This window comes from Cohnella ginsengisoli, from assembly GCF_029525555.1.
GTDB classification, from domain to species: domain Bacteria; phylum Bacillota; class Bacilli; order Paenibacillales; family Paenibacillaceae; genus Cohnella; species Cohnella ginsengisoli.
Genome location: NZ_JAPDHZ010000003.1, coordinates 712,123 through 728,146, shown reverse-complemented (window position 1 = coordinate 728,146; position 16,024 = coordinate 712,123). Strand labels below are relative to the sequence as shown.

The following is a 16,024-nucleotide window of genomic DNA, read 5'->3' as shown; positions in this document are numbered from 1 at the left end:
TACGAGGGCGCCGGTCCGAATGCCTTTCGATCGCGGCGTTTATTGAACGACGAGATATCCGACCATCGGGACGCCGTCCTTCGGATCGCTGTGCGTCTCGCAGACGATCGCGTAGGTGCCGGCTTCCTGAGGCGTGAAGCGGACGATCGTCGTTTTTCCTTTGTTCACGGTCGCCTTGACGCCGAGTCCTTCGATCGTGAAGGGATGCGACTCTCCGTTCACGCCGGTGATGCGAAGCTCGACGGGTTGTCCTTTTTTGACCGGGATCGTGCCGGGATCCCAGCGATACGCCTCTAACTCTTGCCCGCTGTCGGTCTTCGAAGTGAATTCGGTCGTCACGATGTAACGGACCTGCACGTCCGACGGCGGAGGCGCGGAAGCCGCCTGCGACCGGTGCCACCCTGCGTAGGCCGCGCCAAGCACGACGATCGCCAGGGCGGCGATGTACCATTGAATTCTTCTTTTGCTGATAAACATGACTCTGCTCATATCCGTTCGCTCCTCTTCGGCTTTGTCCTACTGCATTTGTATGCGCAGGCCCGTCCCCGCATGACAGCGATGTTTCTACCGGACTCCGCGCCAAGTAGAATCGGGACGTGCGGATATGCTAGAATAAGAAAGGTCCCGGCCCCTACTTATATCGCGTTTGTCCTACGACGCAAATACGATGAAGAGAGCAGGTACATACGTTTATGATGGATACGGTTCACGAATGGCTTAACCAACTGCTTCAATGGATTGAAAGCCTCGGCTATTTCGGCATCGTCATCGGCCTCGCCATCGAGGTGATCCCGAGCGAGATCGTGCTCGGCTACGGCGGCTATCTCGTGTCGAAGGGCGACGTCAACTTCTGGGGCGCCGTCGCATGCGGCGTGCTTGGCGCGTTGATCCAGCAGTGGATTTTGTACGCGATCGGACGCTACGGCGGCAGACCGATCGTGGATCGCTACGGCAAGTACCTGCATTTGAAGGCCAAGCACGTCGACAAGTCCGAGCAGTGGTTCCTGAAGTACGGCCCGATCATCGTGTTCACGGCCCGATTCGTTCCGGTTATGCGCCAGGTGATCTCGATCCCGGCAGGCATGGCAAGGATGAATCTGTCGCTGTTCAGCGGCCTTACGCTGCTTGCGTCCATTCCGTGGTCGATCCTGTTCGTCTGGCTGGGCAAGTCGCTGGGGAGCAACTGGGAGCAGATCGACGAGAAAGCCGCGCCGTATGTTCGTCCGATCATTTTGATCGCGCTCGCGGTGCTGATCGTTTACTTCGTTTATATTTATTTGCGCAGACGGGGCAAATCCATTTAACGGGTTTGCTTTCTTTTCGTATTTGCGGGTTTTCCTTTTGGCGCAGGGATTGCTACAATAGGATCAAGTTCATTTACGTTGTCGAAACGAGGGATATCGCATGAGCCAACAGCTCGCACACAAGTTTAACCAGGGCATCTCGCCGCGCGCTTTTATGGACGGGATGGAGAAGAACAAAGAAGCCTTTAACGCCAATTACGACAACTTCGCATGGCCGGACGCGAAAAGCCAGGGATATTTCGAATCGCTGAACAACCGCGACGACCTACGCGCCATGATCATCACCGCGGACTGGTGCGGCGACGCCCTGCGCAGCGTGCCCGTCGTGTTCCGCGCGTTCGAAGCCGCCGGCATCCCGACCGAGGTGATGATCATCGAGCAGCACTTCGATCTGATCGACCAGCACCTCACGCTTGGCGGACGTTCGATTCCAATCGTCCTCATCACGGACACGGGCGGCGCTCTCTTGGGCAAATGGGGACCTCGTCCGCAGCATGTCCAGGATGTCATGATCGCCTTCAAGGAAGCGAACCCGGACAATCAGGCGCCTGCTTATCAGGACAATCTTGCGGCCGCGCGCAAGGAGATCGTCAAGCAATACGGCGATGCTTCCGAGTACACGCCTGTCATCCTTTGGGAGCTGCAGGACGTGCTCGAACGCGTCTAAGGGAGCATCGCGATGCTGACTTTTCAAGCCTTCCCGCTCGGGCCGCTCCAGACCAATGCCTATGTGGTCGTCGATACGACGCGGACGCGGGCGATCGTGATCGATCCGGGTACCGCCGATCCGGCGCTTTTGCGCAAAGTCGCCGGCCTTCAAGTCGAGGCGATTTTGCTCACGCATGCGCATTTCGATCATATCGGCGGCGTGGACGAGCTTCGCGCGAAGTGGAGCTGCCCCGTTTATCTTCATCCGCTGGAAAAAGACTGGCTGACCGATCCGGCCAAGAACGGCTCCGCCCGCTGGAGCGACGTGACGGCCCCGGTCAAAAGCGGTCCGCCGGATCATAGCCTCGAGGACGGGCAGAAACTGCAGTTGCTCGGCGAAACGTTCGAGGTACGCCATACGCCAGGTCATTCTCCCGGCAGCGTGAGCTTCGTATGCGGAGATCTGCTATTCGCCGGAGACGCCTTGTTCCGGCGTTCCGTCGGACGTACCGATTTGCCCGGCGGTCACCAGGATACGCTCACGAAGTCCATTCGCAGCAAGCTGTACGCGCTGCCGGACGATACGCTCGTCTTGCCGGGCCACGGTCCCGCGACGACGATCGGAGAAGAAAAACGGGAAAATCCTTACGTTCCCGCGCTGCCTTAAGCGAAGGCGTTAATGGATTTCCCGGGAAATTGTCGAAGAATGGTAAAAAAAGGGGTTTACAAGCCCTGCATTACTCTGCTATATTGGCGGTACGAAGATATATGTATAGCAACGGCTGCGAAGAACGCAGGCGACAGAGAGCACGGTCTCTCTTGCGCCTGCGTTTTTTTGTTTGCCGTCGTCAAGGGAGGACGAGACGTTTGAACAGAGGGAGACAGATACGGATCAGCGTATCCGCGGCCGTATTGTCCGGTTTGCTCGTCTACGGCGTTTATTTGCTGCAGATGAGGCAGGTCAGGCTGACGGAGACGACGGAGGTCGTCGTGCCCAAACAGTTCGTGCCCGCAGGCACCTCGCTTGGCCGCGAGATGCTGACGAAGCTCCGATTGCCTAGCGGCGCGGTTACCGGCGAGATGATCGTCGACATGGACGAAGCGGACGGATTGGAGTCCTCCGTTCCGCTCGGCGGCGGAGAGCCGCTGCTTAGATGGAAGCTGGACAAGTTCAGGCTGCTGCCGCGCGTCGGGGAAGCGACCTTTCAGGTGCCTCGGGACTACGTGAAGTCCGTCTCCAGCGGCATTCGGGCGGGCGACCGGGCGATCGTATACTTGTCGGCGGAGGACGGGGCGTCGCGCAGGCTGTTCGCGGAGCCGGTCGTCGTGGCGGCGGTCAAGACGGCTTCGAATCAAGAGATCGACAACCCGAAGAGCTCGAATCTATTGTCCATGGCCGAAGGGGACAAGGAGCGAATGTACGCTTCCCGGCGGGACGCGAACGGCAGCATCGATGCGGTCAACCTGAATTTGACCGAAGCGCAGTGGCTGGAGCTGGACTCTGCTTGCAAGGACGGGAAGTCCAAGCTAATCGTCGCCTTCGACGCATCGTCGTTCGAGTCGGGGGGAGGCGTCGGGCTCATGAGCGGCCAACGGGGATCGCTGATCGCGTTCGCGGGCTCGACGCCGAATATCGGGACTTCGCTCGCGGCGTTCGGGACCGCATACCGGATTGCCTCGGTGACGGGCAAGCGCGTCGGCTATTTATGTCTGAACTTGAAGAGTGCGAAGACGCACTTGTACCTGGGTATCGATAGACCCGAGATCACGCTCAGCGGCATGCGCCCCGAGCTGAAGTCGGGCACGCTGACGGGAACGAAGCTCAGGCAGTACGCGTTCGCGCCTTCCCGGCTTGAAGGGCTGCATGTGCTATTCGGCAACCTGGCGAGAGACCAGGCCGAGTATTACGAGCCAGAGCAGATGGACACGCTGCTCGCGGCCGCGCGAGAAGCTTTTGACGTGACGGTGGCCGACGTGAGCGCTTATTGGGACAACGCCGCGACGGTTTGCGCCATGCGGACGGCGGATCACCGTTGTCTGGTGACGACCGGGAGCCTGACGCACTTCCAGGAAGACGTGAACCGTTGGACAGGGCAGGTCGGCTCACAGTTCGGGCTGTCGCTTGCGAATTATCATCTAGTGCTGATGCAGAGCAAATACAGGCACGCGGGGGGGATTTGGGATGAAGGAAATTCGTAAGGAAACGGGAGCCATTTCGCTATCCGAATTGCAGCTCGCGGAGAGCGTGCATTTGCAGCTCGACAGCGGGCGTCTGGACGAATGGCTGGCGGCGGACGAGCGTCATGCCTCCGCTTTCGATCCGGTCGCGGGCAAGCTGCTGCGTCAGTTGAATTGGGAAGAGCGGCTAAAGCGCACCGAGCGGCCTTGGCTGCGCAGGCTGCTGCAGCATCGGAGCAGAGGCCGATGACGGCTGTTTATCGCCAAGCCGGCGAAGGTCAGCTCGAGGAGCGGCAGCCAGACGCGTCGGCCCGCTTCTCCGCGGCGGCTTATGCGGCGCGGCTGCAGGAGTATGGGCAAGGTCCCGTTCCCTACGGCACTTCGGACGCGAGCGGTTTGGGTTCCGGCGGGCAGGACTTAGGCGCCTTGACGGAGGAAGCCCGGCATTTGCTGGCGGCGCCCCGAGGCTTCAGCGACGAGGACCGAAGACGTTATGCGGAAAAGCTCAATCGGGCCGTGATCGGGTTTCCGCAGGAGCGGCAAGAGCTACTGGCCATTTTATCCGATTGGATCATCAAAAAACGCCTTCAGCATGCCAGCTTCGGCCCGCTGCCTTACGGTTCGCTCGCCGAAGCGCTGTTCGCGGAGGTTATCGGCCTGAACGTGCTCGAGCTCGTCCTTAAGGATCGAGAAGGGCTCGAGGAAGTGCAGGTCGTGGGGACGCGCATATTCGAGGTAAGAGACGGCGTGGCGACCCGTTCCGCCTTCAGTTTCAGTACAATCGCGCAGGTGGAGCGGATTCAACAGAACCTCGTGCTGTTCAACGACGATTCGATCAGCCCGCGCAAGCGGTGGGCGGAGGTGCTGCTTCAGGACGGCTCGCGGGTGACGATGACCGGCTTCGGTTTTACGGCGCAGCCCTCGCTCACGATTCGTTTCTACACCGTGAGGCGATTCGATCTGCAGACGCTGCTCCGACCTGAGTACCGTTCGATCGACGAGTCCGTGTACAAGCTGCTCCGCTGCATCGTGAAGTCCCGTTTCAACATGGTCGTGATCGGAACGAACGACACTTTGCATGTAAACTATACATTCCAGATGATTTCGTGATCGGTCCCTTTTGGATGCAAAACCACCTGTAAAATTACCCTGCGAAGAATCGTCTTTTGCTCATCCTCAGTCAAGTAGTCCCACATTTCACCTACGCGTTTTATTTCCTCGTAATCGACAACTACGGGCTTCTCCGTATCCTTAATATCGTCTAGTTGTTGGTCGAGCGCATCCTTTTCTCTCTCGAGCTTCGCTATTCTGCCGGTCACAGTCGAAGCCTTGAGGCCAGCCTGGATTGCGTCGAGCAAATTGTTTATCTCGCCTTCAATGGTCTTGATTCTGCTCTCCAGCGCCTTTCGTACATGGTCGTTCGATCCCTGGCTTTGTTTATTGATTTTGTCGCGTGTTAATTGATCTGTATCGTCTATGCCCTTAATGCGGTCGATGACAAACTTCTCGACCTCATGTCGGCGATGGAATCCTAAAGTGCATTTGACATGTCCGTCTTTCGTCCTCCTCTTGATCTGTTGCGCAGCACAGGCACAGAAGTCATATTCATAAATCTTGTTTGGCTTCTTTCGGGTGATGTTAGACTGGATAATGGGGCCGCCGCATAATCCGCATCTAAGTAGCCCTGTGAGTAAGTACGCGCCCTTTGGGGATAACCCATCTCTACGGCGCTTCATTTCCGTCTGTGCGGCCTGCCACTCGTCCGTGGTTACAATGGGGTCGTGGTTTCCCTCGAACAGCTCATCGCCGTGCTGGAGCTTCCCTGCGTACGTCGGACGGGATAGGATGTTCTTTACGATCGTATTATCAATGAACCGTGACGTGCGTTTTGATGCCCACATAGCGATGGACTCGCGAGACTCGCCTTTGATGTACCGGGAGAAGATTTCACGAATGACCAATGCTTCTTCCTCAACGATCTCTAATTTTTCGAGCTCCTTGTTGAACGAATATCCATAAGCGACATTGCCGCCGCCCCATTTACCGCTGCTGATACGTTGGCGTCTGCCGGTCGATGTGCGCTCGATGATCATATCCCTCTCAAGCTGCGCGAAGACCGCCAGAACGCCGATCATGGCCTTCCCGAGCGGCGTAGATGTGTCGAACGGCTCCGTAGCCGACTTGAATATAACGCCGTTGCTCTCGAACACCTCTTCCAGCAGATAAAGGACGTCTTTTTGCCTACGAGACAGCCTGTCAAGCTTCAGTACGACCACGGCATTGATCTTCTTTTCTTCGATATGCCGGATCATGCGTTTAAGGCCCGGCCGTTCCATGTTCGTACCGGATTCCCCATCGTCCATATATACGGTAACGTCATTCCATCCCTGGGCGGCGCAGAAGGCCATTAGACGCTCTCTCTGGTTGTCGAGGGAATAACCCTCTACCTGATCCAGCGTACTTACACGGGTGTATATAGCGACTCTGATTGGCATGTCTGATGGTTTCATAGTGCAGGCCTCCAGGATGTAGGTATCGTATGTAATACATACGAAGTAATATCATTCTACGCAGATACACGGATATAAGAAAACCCCCCGAGCGGGGGTTATTTGTTTTCAATTATATTAGCGAGTTTAGAATGGCTTTGCTCAAATTCATTTGTAATTAATAAATATGTTTCATACTCTCTTTTCGCCCTAACTACAGAATCGTTAGAAAGCAAACTAGCGCGAACTTGATCGTACTTTGATTGTAACGATGAACCATTGTTTGCAGGCTTGGCCTCCTCATGAATATTATCTTTAAGTAAAGCGACTACTTCAAATAGTGACTTAGCTGCCTGATATAAATTATCCGCTGAATCCATAGTATCTTTATCGCTCGACCAAATATCGTTTAAACTTTTGGATTCAGCAACAACTTGGTTTACTTTTTTCAGTAACATATCAGCATCTGCAGGTTCCATGTAATCGATGTTTGGATAATTCAGTTCTGAAGCAATTTTGCTAAGGTTTTCGTATGCTTTTTTGGGAATCCGCTACATATTTCTTTTTTTTCCTCTAGAAGAATGTACTGTTTAGCTTTTTCTAATAGAGCTAATGCGTCTTTGTTATTCGGATCTTCTATCAACGCAATTTCTAAACTAGACTTCGCCTCGGTGTAATTGCCTTCCAGCAAATTGTCTTTTGCCGACCTCATTTCTTTTTCAAACCTATTTTGCCCACATGCTGTTAATACGAAGACCAATGCAAAGAGTGTTGTTAGTATCCTACGCATAGAAGTTCTCCTATGAAATATTTGTTTGTTTTACATATCGGAAGTCAATCTTATGTATTTTATAGTCCCACTTACAAAATTTCCGGAAAAGTCAAGCGAGTAATCTTAAATATACCAAAAGTCCCTGAATATTCTGATTCATTCGCTATATAATTGGGTTTATCAACATTTGATGCGCTTTTATGAACTTGTACTTTCATACAAGTCGCTACCGGGTCGGGTGGAGAATTACTCTCCGTGCCCGTCGTCAACTTCCCATTCGTACAAATCGTCCATTGGTACTTCCAATAAAGTTGAAAGCGTCTTCATGGTAACAACGCCCATCTTTTTCCTGCCTGATACATAGGCTGACATATTCGCCTGAGAAATCCCCGTTTGTTCGCAAAGCCATAACTGGGTCATCCGTTTTTCTTTAAGCAGTTGACGAAGCAGGCACCGACCGGGCGTAACCCGCATCGATCTGCTCCTTATTCAATTGGTATATTTATGTTCTCTTGTACGCAAACGCATGTTCGTATATTATTGGACTATACTAACAGGGGCGGTGTGCTTATGGAAAACAAAAAGAAAGAAGTTGATTTAATTGAGTATCTAAAGCGATATGGACTTTATGAAAAGTGGATTAGTTTAAAGAGCGATTCGTCCGTAAAAAAAGCCAAAACGCCCCTAGCCTCGTCTTCGGTAAGCTCTTTTCCATCTACTTTAATATTATATTTTTTTTAGGATGTCCTCTGTAGTTTTAATATTAATATCTTCATGGAGCTCGCTAATAGCGTCTCTGTGCTGAGGATCGTCAACGGAGCCCATTAAATAATCGGTCGAAGTTTCATACAACGACGCCAACTTCACCAACATTTCGGTGTCTGGATCTCTCAATCCATATTCATAATTAGCATACGTACTCATCTGTTTGAGGCCGAGCCGATCGGCCGCATACTTTTTAGTCCATCCTCGTTTCTCTCTTTCTTTCTTCAGTCTATCCCCAAGCATGGACACTCAGAACGCACCTCCTATTCAATATTTAATTGTACCACCGTTACACGGATAATATATTTAGTTACACGATAAGTGTTGACTTACACTTTATGTGTATGATATTCTACGTTTAGAAGTTACACGAAACGAATAATCGAGGTGATGAGATGAACAAGAAATTGCGACAACTAAGATTGCAAAAAGGAGTAAGTCAATCGTTTATATCTAAGAAGTTAGGCTATGCTCACCCCAGCGGATACGCCAACATAGAGATGGGGAGGAACGGTTTAAGCCTTAAAAACGCTGTAATCATTGCAGAAATCCTTGGAGTTGACGTAGCTGAGCTTTCTTCTGACGAAAAGTTACACAATTCGAATAAAATAGGCGCATAAACACCATTCCAAATTATACCTCGAATAGTCAAGGCGGTGAACTATTTGTCTCAACTGGCTTTATCAGATGATCTGATCGAGATAACGGCCGAGATCAACAGTTACAAACAAGTAGCAGGACAAGCGGTATTCGAGATCGGCAAGAGACTTAAGCATGTAAAGGAAAATGATCTTGCTCATGGTCAATGGGAATCATGGCTTTGCTCGGTAGATATGAATCCGAGAACGGCTAGGGCGATGATGCAAGCTTATGAGCAATTTGGAAATCGGCAGACGTCTACCGCTTTGCCGACAGGGAAGATATTCGAAATGCTCTCGCTTCCAGAATCAGTAGACCGCCAACAATTCATCACCGAGCCGCAAACGATCCCATCAACTGGAGAACAGAAGACAGTCGACGACATGACAGTCAAGGAGCTTCGCGAAGTTAAGAAAGCCCTCCAAGAAGCCGAGCGACGAGCGGCACAAGCCGAAGCTACAGCCGACACCGAGCGAAACCGAGCGCTCCACGCAGAGAAGCTATTCAACTCCGTAAAGAATCAGCCGCCGCGAGTGGAGACGCGAGTAGTCGAGAAGATCCCATCGGACTATCAAGACTTAAAGCAACAAGCGGTCATTGCTCAGCAACTTAACGCCGACAACGTAAAACTCCAGCGTGAAATTAATAACCTGAAACACGAACATGCAGAGAAGACATCCCAGCAACAAAATGACTTCCATGCCATTCGGAAGATGAGGGAATCGTTCAAGAACATTCTTTCACAGGTTAACCAAGAGCACTACAACGCCAAATACTTCTTTGAACAAACCGGATCTACGCCACAAGCTCACGAGTCAGTAGACGCTTTTCTGAAAGAATTCAACGATGTCATTGACCAGATCTTCCGCGATTGGAAGGAAAAAACTCATATCAAAGTATCTTAGGGAGGAATTTCAATGTCTAAGCAACTCGTAACGCCAGCACAAGAGCTCCAGATCCTGCTCGAAATGAGCCGCAATCTTATCGGTAAAGCGGAAGACCACGAGACGCGCATTACAAAAATCGAAAAGACGATGACGGTTGACTCTCGTGCTTCGCTCAACATCAAACAACGCGCAGAACGTCACGTAACGACAATCCTCGGCGGCAAAGACTCACCCCGTTACAAGGAACACTATCGCGGCACTATTCGCAAACTATGGCATGCCTACTGGAATAACTTCGGCATTACAACCTACCGCGACACTCCGGCGATGCTATACGACCAAGCGCTTGATTTCATTGATAAATGGCGTCCCATCGCCGAAGCAGCCTAAAGGAGGCCCACCATGAGCAAATCCATATACGACTTCCCCAAAGAAACGCAAGACATCGTATGTGAAATCCTCGCTAAAGCAGCAATAAGGAAAGCGCAAGCTAAAGCAGCAGAAAAGGCAGAGAAGGGCGCTTAACGTGGTGTGCACCGAAGAAGACACCGCAATAGACCACATGATCGCAACCTTTCGTGCAAAGTACCGGATGACGCTAGAACAACTTATGGAGGTGGACGAGCATGTCCAAGCTGGTGGAACTGGACCCCATCTGCAAGTGCGGCTGCAATCGGAAGATCCAGGTGAAGGAGTTTCGGACGCATGAGGGCGAGTGGGTGTATGAAGAATCTTGCTTTATGCGGATTGCTTACTCGGAAGGATGGATTCAAAAAAGTAAGCTGATCCGGCCCCCACTTCGTTAAGCTGATTCGGTCGACTCGAAGCCAAAAGGAGCGATGAAAATGTTGACCATGAAAGTATCCCCGGAACTGCTGAAAGCCCATATCGCAAAGCTAAATCAGGGAATCCTCGACTTCTCCGAAGTGGAAATGAATTGCCGCGCCGACTTGGTTCGCTTCGAAGGGCTTACGGTTGAGCAAGCCGCAAGCATGGATGAAGACGAAATGTACCGATTCCTTGATGTCGAGCCTGAACATGACGACTGGGAACCCAATAATTACGGATTCACCTGTTCCTGCGGTAGCAAGGATTTGAAGATGCAATGGATTAACGGTTATCCAGGTCGCTATTCATCGGACGACGGATACCTTTGCAAGTGCAACTGCGGAAAGGAATTCTTCATCCATGAATGTGCGCTTGACGTGGATTTTGATGATGAATCGGAGGCGATTTAGATGAGTAAATACGAAACGCGCCGGCCGGGACACAAGGTACACCATCAATTTGGGAGAGGTGAAGGTAAGTAGATGCCGCCATATTGCGAAAAGCATAAGAGATTTTACGAAATGATTCTGGTCAGAGGGTTCTTGAGATGCCAATGCACAAAATGCCTTGATGAGGAGCAGAGACGATGAATGAACGTGCGATTGACAGAGTGATGGAAGCCATGGCGCGGTTCATGTTGAATCCTCAGAACCCGGCATTCGCTGGCCGTGACTTCTTGGACATCGTTGGCGAGTATGGGCGCGAGGCGCTTCTCGATTGGGAAGAGGATAAACAAGCGCGTGAAGAACGTGAGGCTGCTGAGCAGCCGGTCGAATGGAGGCAGACGGCATGAAATACCAAAGCAGCATGAACGTCATGTTATGCATCGTCACTATGCAGCTTATGGCAATCATATTCTTGCTAGTCGACATTAAAAATTCACTTGGGAGGTAATGAAGATGCCAACGAAAGATCGCCAATTTCAAGAACTCAAGACACACTTTGCACGACGCCCTTGGAATTACGGCTTTAAGAGAACGACAGCCAAAGGCCCGGCACGTTTTGACACTGGCCTGATCAAGCCCAGCATACGGAGGGAAGCATGAACAACTTCAATATTGTCAGCAAGTGCTGTCATCAACCGATTGTGCAGGGTTATCGCCGCGAGTATCCGTTTGACCCTTACCACTATGTAGACGTGAAGTATGACGCTTGCGATGGGTGCGGATTGGAGATCGATGGCTACCTTTACGCAGATGAAGAGACGGGCGAGATCGTCGGGGATGGGATGTAGATGAACAATTCAGCAGCAATCGGCTACATGATCTTGGCAGCTAAACGCTTGGGACTGGACGTTGAGACGATCAAGCAGCTCGACCGCATGATGTACGACATGATGGACGTTAAGTCTGAGGAAGAAGCCGAGGAAGGTATATCGGAAGTCGTGAACCTTTATCTCACCCTCGCAAAGCACACCCGTAGCCGTCGAATGAAGGTTTGGTTAGCCCGGAAGCGCCGGGATCAACTGATAAGGAGATGGGGCAAGTGAACGTGCCGGATAACGACTTCTTCACGCTTTGCAGACTGGTTAGCGACGCCGAGGACTGGTACGAAAGCGGACAGATGGATGCCGTTGGTTCATATCTCAAGGATATGCAGCGCATTTTGAACAATCAAAAAAAGCTCCGTTGCACCGGAGCCTTGGAAATCACACAACCAAAGTATACACGATCTTAACTGGTGACGGAAGGAGATACCGACATGTCCGACAAAACCTCGCTCTATAAGAAGATCAGCAACGTCATGAAAGAAGTATCTTACCTCTCCAAAGACGACAAAGTAGAGTTCAATAACACCAAATATAAAGCAATCTCAGAAGAGAAAGTCACCTCTACGGTTCGTGCAAGCCTCATCCAGAACGGCCTAATCATCATCCCCGTGAAGCAATCCCACAAGCGTGAAGGCACCCTTTCAACGGTAGACACCGAGTACAAAATCATCGACATCGACACCGGTGAATACGAGATCATCGTCAGCTCGGGAACCGGCGCAGATACGCAGGATAAGGGCGTCGGTAAGGCCATGACCTACAGCTATAAATACCTGTTTCTCCGCACGTTTGCGATTCCTACCGGCGAAGATCCTGACAAGATCAGTAGCGCCGAACTGGACGATAAGCAACGCAAGGCAGAGGAAGAAGCCAAGAAGCCGCCGCCAGCACTCCGGGCCAAGTGGAAGCTTGCTAAAGGCGACATGAAAGGCTTTGACGAGTGGATGACGGCCCAGCAGGAGAAAGGCAAGACGTTCGAAGACATGGAAACGACGCTTGATAAGCGCATTGAAGAACTAAAGGAGAGTGCTTAAATTGAACCGGGTTATCTTGATCGGACGAGCTACCAAGGATTTTGAACTGAAATACAGCCCCAGCGGAACGGGCATCGCAAATGGAACGATCGCTGTTGATCGGCCGGTCGCACAAGGCAAGGAGAAAGAGGCCGACTTTATCAACCTCGTCGCCTTCAAGCAGCTTGCCGAGACTTGCGCCAATTACATCAAGAAGGGACATAAGTTCGCAGTCGAGGGTCGCATTCAGGTCCGAAACTACGAGAACAACGAAGGCCGCAAGGTGTATGTGACTGAGGTCATCGTCGACCGTGTCGAGTTCCTCGAGCAAAAGCAGCAGAACGGCGGCAATCAATCGCAGGATCGGAACGCACCGCCGCCACCAGATGATGACGATTTGCCATTCTGACCGTCTAAAGGCCCCTAGGAGGCGTTGAAACATGGAGCTACTCACTATTACCAAGGAAATCATGGACACGGCTCACAGGCTCCAGAACGCCTCCAAGGAGATATTTTTCCTAGGCAAGGAGAAGGCCGAGTCGGAACGGGTATACCGCCGCGCTTTGATGATGGAAATTCTCAAACTGAAAGAGGAGAAGATGCCAGCCACTCTCATCAATGACGTTGCTCGGGGGGAACGTCGCCGATCTGCTGTTCGAACGAGACGCGGCAGAGGTGAAGTTCAAGGCGGCTATGGAGTCCATGGCGGCTCTCAAATCCACTTTATCGGCGCTACAAAGCGTGCTTCGGATACAGGAGGAAACAGCGGCATGATGTACTCCAAAGCCCATCAAACCCGTTGGAACAAGGTAGACAAGCCCAAGGTAAAGCACAAACGGAACGCGCCCCGGTTACGTGATCGTGGCCGGGTGCGTCCCGAAGTCTACCAGGAAGCGTATGAGCGCGCTGGCGGCTGCTGTGAACGTTGCGGATACATAGACGGGTCAGTTGATCCATCGGGGCAACGTTGGGGCCTAGAGGCCGCACACATCGTCAGGCGCAGGCATCTTGAAGAGACGACGGCGGAAGATATCGCAATGCTCTGCGGCCCATCGGTTAATTCCGGCACATGCCACAATTTCGCGGACTACACACGAGCCGGCCGCGAATGGCTCATCCAGTACGGCAAATACCTGCGCAAAGGCGCATAAAGGGAGATAAGACAAATGAACCGAGTTTACCGAAGCGAAGGAAAATACAACTGGCTCAATCCATCCCAGGTCAGCGGACAATATGTATTCACGTTTCGTCCAGATGCGCCGGAAGGACTGCAACGCTCGTTTTTGATCGACATCGAGAAAGACTACACATGGACGGGAACGCCGTACGAAGTAGCGCTCAAACTGCAAGAAGTCATCGACTCCTACTTTTTCAACACGGATCAGCCCAAGATCAAGGCGGTCGTCGAATACCTCGAAAAGTGGGATGACAAAGACCGCTATGACGCATTGGTCGAAAAGAAGGCGAAGCTGACCAAACAGCTCGCCGAACTGGACCGGGATCTCGCAGAGTATGACCCGGCCGAAATGGAGAACTGGACGCCTGAAAGCTCCGAGTCGACCGAACAACCTAGCGAAGCGGCAGCCGAATCCTGATTTAACCCCCCAACTCATCCATAAAGGGAGATAGAGATATGAAAGGTGAAGCCGTAGAGCTTAGAATTCACCCGGCGTACGATATCGGGACCATCAAGGTCTGGATCGCATGTGACGAAGGCGAGTCGGACGAAGTGAAGCGCCGCAAGGCATATGCGAAGCTGAAAAGGCTGATTGAATCGAAGTCGTACGAAAGCTTGATCATCTTTTAAGGCCCACTAACCGCCAACACATCCAGCACATCCCTAAACGCCTTAACCTCAATCCTCATCACATCAGCAGGGGTGAGACGGGCGATCAGAAAGCGCTCAAAGCGTCTCACCATATCGGACGTATGTTCGTTCTCGGCACAAAATTGGTAAGCGAGTTCGGTCATTATGTACACCTCAACTGGATTATAAACCAAACGCATGTTCGCGGATAGAAAACAATTAACAGGAGGAATCGGTATGCAACAACTCAAGGTAGCTTTGAAAAAGAAGGGTGCTCACACGCTTGAGCGGAACGAACATGGAGTCTGGACATTGGACGGCACGGTGATTGACCAGGAACGGGCTATCGTTGAAATGGCAGACGCCGTTAACGACCTCGGCTACTGGTGCCAAGTGGCGAAGGATGTACTGGATGAGGAAGACTACCAACTTGTCCAGACGTCTTACGAATACGACCCTGAGAACGATTAGGTCTTGCAGCGAAGCTGCCATCGAGTCGACCGAAATACTTAACGCAGTGGAGGCCGACCCAGGTCTAGATCATAAAAGGGCTAAGCCCTAAGGAGGCATATACGGATGAACTGGCTCATCACGCTATACAACGACGTCGGCGTACCGATTGCTAGGGAACAATACGAAGGCAAAACGATCGACGTAGCATTCGAGGAGTTCGTGACTCATACGCCATGGTCTGGAGAAGGCATCACGGTTACGATCCAGCAGCAGGTAGAGGAGGCACCCCAATCATGACGGATACGGTAAACAAGCAGAAGCTGCTGTACGATCTCGATACACAATTCGTTAACACTCCGTACGGGGCGGTATCGGCCAAGATCAAAGAAATTTACAACGCAGTCAATTCGGGCAAATATGACGAACCCACCCCATCCACCCCGGTACAGGGATACCGGGAGGCGCAGAGATACCGCGAAGCGCTGGAGACGATACGAGCGGAGTTTGACGCATGGAACAATCCGGGCGCAGCTATCAACGTGGTACGCGCCTTTATCGACCAAGCCCTCTCCCAGACGGACATACAGCCTAGTGGATGGTACTGCGCACGGTGCAAAGAAACTGTACCGCCTGAAGCCGTCACCTATGACGAGCGCCACGATGAACGGTCCGGGGGATGCGGAATGCCTGTTAATCCCGGCGTCAATAGCACAGAGGACCAGCCCGGACCAAGTATCAGCTCGACGCGGTTGATGCTGTCCAGCACAGAGGAGGAAGAGACGGAATGAGCGGCACTACTATGCTCGCAATCATCGTCGTTTTGCTCATCGGGGTCATCGGGTTTTACATTGACGATTCCAAGAGTAGCGGCAACTATGGCTTCGCGAAGGGATTTATGTTGTACCTCATCATCGCTTTATGCATCGCCGCCGGAGTCTTGATGGGCGAGACATTTTGAAGGGAGCAGACTC

Annotated in this window: 31 protein-coding genes; 25 read left to right on the top strand and 6 right to left on the bottom strand. The window is 52.1% G+C overall.

Features of this window, described 5'->3' with window-relative positions; translation table 11 throughout:
• Nucleotides 1-39: 39 nt before the first annotated feature.
• Entirely contained in the window at nucleotides 40-489 is a 450-nt protein-coding gene (locus OMP38_RS14740) for a cupredoxin domain-containing protein (protein WP_277565813.1), read from the bottom strand.
• A gap of 206 nt (nucleotides 490-695) precedes the next feature.
• On the opposite strand from OMP38_RS14740, the gene uptA reads away from it, so the two are divergent.
• From uptA to OMP38_RS14710, 6 genes are all read left to right on the top strand, one after another.
• Nucleotides 696-1,304 carry an undecaprenyl phosphate transporter UptA gene (gene uptA, locus OMP38_RS14735; protein ID WP_277566816.1) on the top strand — a complete coding sequence of 203 codons (609 nt, stop codon included), beginning with the start codon at nucleotides 696-698 and terminating at the stop codon, nucleotides 1,302-1,304.
• A gap of 100 nt (nucleotides 1,305-1,404) precedes the next feature.
• Nucleotides 1,405-1,971 carry a thioredoxin family protein gene (locus OMP38_RS14730; RefSeq protein ID WP_277565812.1) on the top strand — a complete coding sequence of 189 codons (567 nt, stop codon included), beginning with the start codon at nucleotides 1,405-1,407 and terminating at the stop codon, nucleotides 1,969-1,971.
• Nucleotides 1,972-1,983: 12 nt separating this feature from the next.
• A complete protein-coding gene (locus tag OMP38_RS14725) occupies nucleotides 1,984-2,619 on the top strand; it encodes an MBL fold metallo-hydrolase (RefSeq protein WP_277565811.1) in 636 nt (211 codons plus the stop codon).
• A 200-nt stretch (nucleotides 2,620-2,819) separates the two neighbouring features.
• Nucleotides 2,820-4,151, top strand: a complete 1,332-nt coding sequence (locus OMP38_RS14720) for a hypothetical protein (RefSeq protein WP_277565810.1) — start codon at nucleotides 2,820-2,822, stop codon at nucleotides 4,149-4,151.
• Nucleotides 4,135-4,380: a hypothetical protein gene (locus OMP38_RS14715; RefSeq protein WP_277565809.1), complete on the top strand. Its 246-nt coding sequence runs from the start codon at nucleotides 4,135-4,137 to the stop codon at nucleotides 4,378-4,380. Before OMP38_RS14720 ends, OMP38_RS14715 begins: the two co-directional genes overlap by 17 nt.
• Nucleotides 4,377-5,240 carry a hypothetical protein gene (locus tag OMP38_RS14710; protein ID WP_277565808.1) on the top strand — a complete coding sequence of 288 codons (864 nt, stop codon included), beginning with the start codon at nucleotides 4,377-4,379 and terminating at the stop codon, nucleotides 5,238-5,240. The genes OMP38_RS14715 and OMP38_RS14710 overlap by 4 nt, the downstream gene beginning before the upstream one ends.
• Here OMP38_RS14710 and OMP38_RS14705 read toward each other — a convergent pair.
• The 5 genes from OMP38_RS14705 to OMP38_RS14685 form a co-directional block, all read right to left on the bottom strand.
• A complete protein-coding gene (locus OMP38_RS14705) occupies nucleotides 5,216-6,640 on the bottom strand; it encodes a recombinase family protein (RefSeq protein WP_277565807.1) in 1,425 nt (474 codons plus the stop codon). The two genes, OMP38_RS14710 and OMP38_RS14705, sit on opposite strands and share 25 nt — an antisense overlap.
• Before the next feature lie 98 nt (nucleotides 6,641-6,738).
• Complete coding sequence (locus tag OMP38_RS14700) at nucleotides 6,739-7,098, bottom strand: hypothetical protein (RefSeq protein WP_277565806.1); 360 nt, start codon at nucleotides 7,096-7,098, stop codon at nucleotides 6,739-6,741.
• A gap of 20 nt (nucleotides 7,099-7,118) precedes the next feature.
• Entirely contained in the window at nucleotides 7,119-7,409 is a 291-nt protein-coding gene (locus tag OMP38_RS14695) for a hypothetical protein (protein WP_277565805.1), read from the bottom strand.
• A gap of 228 nt (nucleotides 7,410-7,637) precedes the next feature.
• Entirely contained in the window at nucleotides 7,638-7,865 is a 228-nt protein-coding gene (locus tag OMP38_RS14690; RefSeq protein ID WP_277565804.1) for a helix-turn-helix domain-containing protein, read from the bottom strand.
• Between the two features lie 252 nt (nucleotides 7,866-8,117).
• Nucleotides 8,118-8,399: a helix-turn-helix domain-containing protein gene (locus OMP38_RS14685; RefSeq protein ID WP_277566815.1), complete on the bottom strand. Its 282-nt coding sequence runs from the start codon at nucleotides 8,397-8,399 to the stop codon at nucleotides 8,118-8,120.
• A gap of 152 nt (nucleotides 8,400-8,551) precedes the next feature.
• On the opposite strand from OMP38_RS14685, the gene OMP38_RS14680 reads away from it, so the two are divergent.
• The 19 genes from OMP38_RS14680 (at nucleotide 8,552) to OMP38_RS14590 (ending at nucleotide 16,011) form a co-directional block, all read left to right on the top strand.
• The gene (locus tag OMP38_RS14680; RefSeq protein ID WP_277565803.1) at nucleotides 8,552-8,776 is read left to right on the top strand and encodes a helix-turn-helix domain-containing protein; all 225 of its coding nucleotides are present in this window, start codon (nucleotides 8,552-8,554) and stop codon (nucleotides 8,774-8,776) included.
• A gap of 45 nt (nucleotides 8,777-8,821) precedes the next feature.
• On the top strand, nucleotides 8,822-9,700 hold the full coding sequence (locus tag OMP38_RS14675; protein ID WP_277565802.1) for a DUF3102 domain-containing protein: 879 nt from the start codon (nucleotides 8,822-8,824) through the stop codon (nucleotides 9,698-9,700).
• 12 nt (nucleotides 9,701-9,712) lie between these two features.
• Nucleotides 9,713-10,072: an ORF6C domain-containing protein gene (locus OMP38_RS14670; RefSeq protein ID WP_277565801.1), complete on the top strand. Its 360-nt coding sequence runs from the start codon at nucleotides 9,713-9,715 to the stop codon at nucleotides 10,070-10,072.
• A gap of 12 nt (nucleotides 10,073-10,084) precedes the next feature.
• Entirely contained in the window at nucleotides 10,085-10,207 is a 123-nt protein-coding gene (locus OMP38_RS14665; RefSeq protein ID WP_277565800.1) for a hypothetical protein, read from the top strand.
• A 101-nt stretch (nucleotides 10,208-10,308) separates the two neighbouring features.
• Complete coding sequence (locus OMP38_RS14660) at nucleotides 10,309-10,488, top strand: hypothetical protein (protein ID WP_277565799.1); 180 nt, start codon at nucleotides 10,309-10,311, stop codon at nucleotides 10,486-10,488.
• Between the two features lie 39 nt (nucleotides 10,489-10,527).
• Complete coding sequence (locus OMP38_RS14655) at nucleotides 10,528-10,920, top strand: hypothetical protein (protein ID WP_277565798.1); 393 nt, start codon at nucleotides 10,528-10,530, stop codon at nucleotides 10,918-10,920.
• A gap of 176 nt (nucleotides 10,921-11,096) precedes the next feature.
• On the top strand, nucleotides 11,097-11,303 hold the full coding sequence (locus OMP38_RS14650) for a hypothetical protein (protein WP_277565797.1): 207 nt from the start codon (nucleotides 11,097-11,099) through the stop codon (nucleotides 11,301-11,303).
• 249 nt (nucleotides 11,304-11,552) lie between these two features.
• Nucleotides 11,553-11,744, top strand: coding sequence for a hypothetical protein (locus OMP38_RS14645; protein WP_277565796.1), 192 nt, complete (start codon nucleotides 11,553-11,555; stop codon nucleotides 11,742-11,744).
• Complete coding sequence (locus OMP38_RS14640) at nucleotides 11,745-11,999, top strand: hypothetical protein (RefSeq protein WP_277565795.1); 255 nt, start codon at nucleotides 11,745-11,747, stop codon at nucleotides 11,997-11,999.
• Entirely contained in the window at nucleotides 11,996-12,187 is a 192-nt protein-coding gene (locus OMP38_RS14635) for a hypothetical protein (RefSeq protein ID WP_277565794.1), read from the top strand. The genes OMP38_RS14640 and OMP38_RS14635 overlap by 4 nt, the downstream gene beginning before the upstream one ends.
• Before the next feature lie 24 nt (nucleotides 12,188-12,211).
• Nucleotides 12,212-12,814, top strand: coding sequence for an ERF family protein (locus tag OMP38_RS14630; RefSeq protein ID WP_277565793.1), 603 nt, complete (start codon nucleotides 12,212-12,214; stop codon nucleotides 12,812-12,814).
• Nucleotides 12,807-13,202, top strand: coding sequence for a single-stranded DNA-binding protein (locus OMP38_RS14625; RefSeq protein ID WP_420869654.1), 396 nt, complete (start codon nucleotides 12,807-12,809; stop codon nucleotides 13,200-13,202). The genes OMP38_RS14630 and OMP38_RS14625 overlap by 8 nt, the downstream gene beginning before the upstream one ends.
• 31 nt (nucleotides 13,203-13,233) lie before the next feature.
• Nucleotides 13,234-13,944, top strand: a complete 711-nt coding sequence (locus OMP38_RS14620) for an HNH endonuclease (protein ID WP_277565792.1) — start codon at nucleotides 13,234-13,236, stop codon at nucleotides 13,942-13,944.
• Between the two features lie 15 nt (nucleotides 13,945-13,959).
• Nucleotides 13,960-14,388 carry a hypothetical protein gene (locus OMP38_RS14615; protein ID WP_277565791.1) on the top strand — a complete coding sequence of 143 codons (429 nt, stop codon included), beginning with the start codon at nucleotides 13,960-13,962 and terminating at the stop codon, nucleotides 14,386-14,388.
• A gap of 38 nt (nucleotides 14,389-14,426) precedes the next feature.
• Nucleotides 14,427-14,600 carry a hypothetical protein gene (locus OMP38_RS14610; RefSeq protein ID WP_277565790.1) on the top strand — a complete coding sequence of 58 codons (174 nt, stop codon included), beginning with the start codon at nucleotides 14,427-14,429 and terminating at the stop codon, nucleotides 14,598-14,600.
• A gap of 237 nt (nucleotides 14,601-14,837) precedes the next feature.
• Nucleotides 14,838-15,071, top strand: a complete 234-nt coding sequence (locus tag OMP38_RS14605) for a hypothetical protein (RefSeq protein ID WP_277565789.1) — start codon at nucleotides 14,838-14,840, stop codon at nucleotides 15,069-15,071.
• Nucleotides 15,072-15,176: 105 nt separating this feature from the next.
• Complete coding sequence (locus tag OMP38_RS14600) at nucleotides 15,177-15,350, top strand: hypothetical protein (protein WP_277565788.1); 174 nt, start codon at nucleotides 15,177-15,179, stop codon at nucleotides 15,348-15,350.
• A complete protein-coding gene (locus tag OMP38_RS14595) occupies nucleotides 15,347-15,841 on the top strand; it encodes a hypothetical protein (RefSeq protein ID WP_277565787.1) in 495 nt (164 codons plus the stop codon). Before OMP38_RS14600 ends, OMP38_RS14595 begins: the two co-directional genes overlap by 4 nt.
• On the top strand, nucleotides 15,838-16,011 hold the full coding sequence (locus OMP38_RS14590) for a hypothetical protein (RefSeq protein WP_277565786.1): 174 nt from the start codon (nucleotides 15,838-15,840) through the stop codon (nucleotides 16,009-16,011). The genes OMP38_RS14595 and OMP38_RS14590 overlap by 4 nt, the downstream gene beginning before the upstream one ends.
• The last annotated feature ends 13 nt before the right edge of the window (nucleotides 16,012-16,024 follow it).

Coding starts and splice junctions, on each gene's coding strand:
- OMP38_RS14680 (WP_277565803.1), top strand. CDS start 8,552: ATGAACAAGAAATTGCGACAACTAAGATTGCAAAAAGGAGTAAGTCAA.
- OMP38_RS14610 (WP_277565790.1), top strand. CDS start 14,427: ATGAAAGGTGAAGCCGTAGAGCTTAGAATTCACCCGGCGTACGATATC.
- OMP38_RS14725 (WP_277565811.1), top strand. CDS start 1,984: ATGCTGACTTTTCAAGCCTTCCCGCTCGGGCCGCTCCAGACCAATGCC.
- OMP38_RS14685 (WP_277566815.1), bottom strand. CDS start 8,399: ATGCTTGGGGATAGACTGAAGAAAGAAAGAGAGAAACGAGGATGGACT.
- OMP38_RS14595 (WP_277565787.1), top strand. CDS start 15,347: ATGACGGATACGGTAAACAAGCAGAAGCTGCTGTACGATCTCGATACA.
- OMP38_RS14620 (WP_277565792.1), top strand. CDS start 13,234: ATGGAGCTACTCACTATTACCAAGGAAATCATGGACACGGCTCACAGG.
- OMP38_RS14615 (WP_277565791.1), top strand. CDS start 13,960: ATGAACCGAGTTTACCGAAGCGAAGGAAAATACAACTGGCTCAATCCA.
- OMP38_RS14705 (WP_277565807.1), bottom strand. CDS start 6,640: ATGAAACCATCAGACATGCCAATCAGAGTCGCTATATACACCCGTGTA.
- OMP38_RS14700 (WP_277565806.1), bottom strand. CDS start 7,098: ATGGAACCTGCAGATGCTGATATGTTACTGAAAAAAGTAAACCAAGTT.
- OMP38_RS14590 (WP_277565786.1), top strand. CDS start 15,838: ATGAGCGGCACTACTATGCTCGCAATCATCGTCGTTTTGCTCATCGGG.
- OMP38_RS14650 (WP_277565797.1), top strand. CDS start 11,097: ATGAATGAACGTGCGATTGACAGAGTGATGGAAGCCATGGCGCGGTTC.
- OMP38_RS14670 (WP_277565801.1), top strand. CDS start 9,713: ATGTCTAAGCAACTCGTAACGCCAGCACAAGAGCTCCAGATCCTGCTC.
- uptA (WP_277566816.1), top strand. CDS start 696: ATGGATACGGTTCACGAATGGCTTAACCAACTGCTTCAATGGATTGAA.
- OMP38_RS14605 (WP_277565789.1), top strand. CDS start 14,838: ATGCAACAACTCAAGGTAGCTTTGAAAAAGAAGGGTGCTCACACGCTT.
- OMP38_RS14645 (WP_277565796.1), top strand. CDS start 11,553: ATGAACAACTTCAATATTGTCAGCAAGTGCTGTCATCAACCGATTGTG.
- OMP38_RS14715 (WP_277565809.1), top strand. CDS start 4,135: ATGAAGGAAATTCGTAAGGAAACGGGAGCCATTTCGCTATCCGAATTG.
- OMP38_RS14640 (WP_277565795.1), top strand. CDS start 11,745: ATGAACAATTCAGCAGCAATCGGCTACATGATCTTGGCAGCTAAACGC.
- OMP38_RS14740 (WP_277565813.1), bottom strand. CDS start 489: ATGAGCAGAGTCATGTTTATCAGCAAAAGAAGAATTCAATGGTACATC.
- OMP38_RS14690 (WP_277565804.1), bottom strand. CDS start 7,865: ATGCGGGTTACGCCCGGTCGGTGCCTGCTTCGTCAACTGCTTAAAGAA.
- OMP38_RS14660 (WP_277565799.1), top strand. CDS start 10,309: ATGTCCAAGCTGGTGGAACTGGACCCCATCTGCAAGTGCGGCTGCAAT.
- OMP38_RS14695 (WP_277565805.1), bottom strand. CDS start 7,409: ATGCGTAGGATACTAACAACACTCTTTGCATTGGTCTTCGTATTAACA.
- OMP38_RS14665 (WP_277565800.1), top strand. CDS start 10,085: ATGAGCAAATCCATATACGACTTCCCCAAAGAAACGCAAGACATCGTA.
- OMP38_RS14730 (WP_277565812.1), top strand. CDS start 1,405: ATGAGCCAACAGCTCGCACACAAGTTTAACCAGGGCATCTCGCCGCGC.
- OMP38_RS14600 (WP_277565788.1), top strand. CDS start 15,177: ATGAACTGGCTCATCACGCTATACAACGACGTCGGCGTACCGATTGCT.
- OMP38_RS14710 (WP_277565808.1), top strand. CDS start 4,377: ATGACGGCTGTTTATCGCCAAGCCGGCGAAGGTCAGCTCGAGGAGCGG.
- OMP38_RS14630 (WP_277565793.1), top strand. CDS start 12,212: ATGTCCGACAAAACCTCGCTCTATAAGAAGATCAGCAACGTCATGAAA.
- OMP38_RS14655 (WP_277565798.1), top strand. CDS start 10,528: ATGTTGACCATGAAAGTATCCCCGGAACTGCTGAAAGCCCATATCGCA.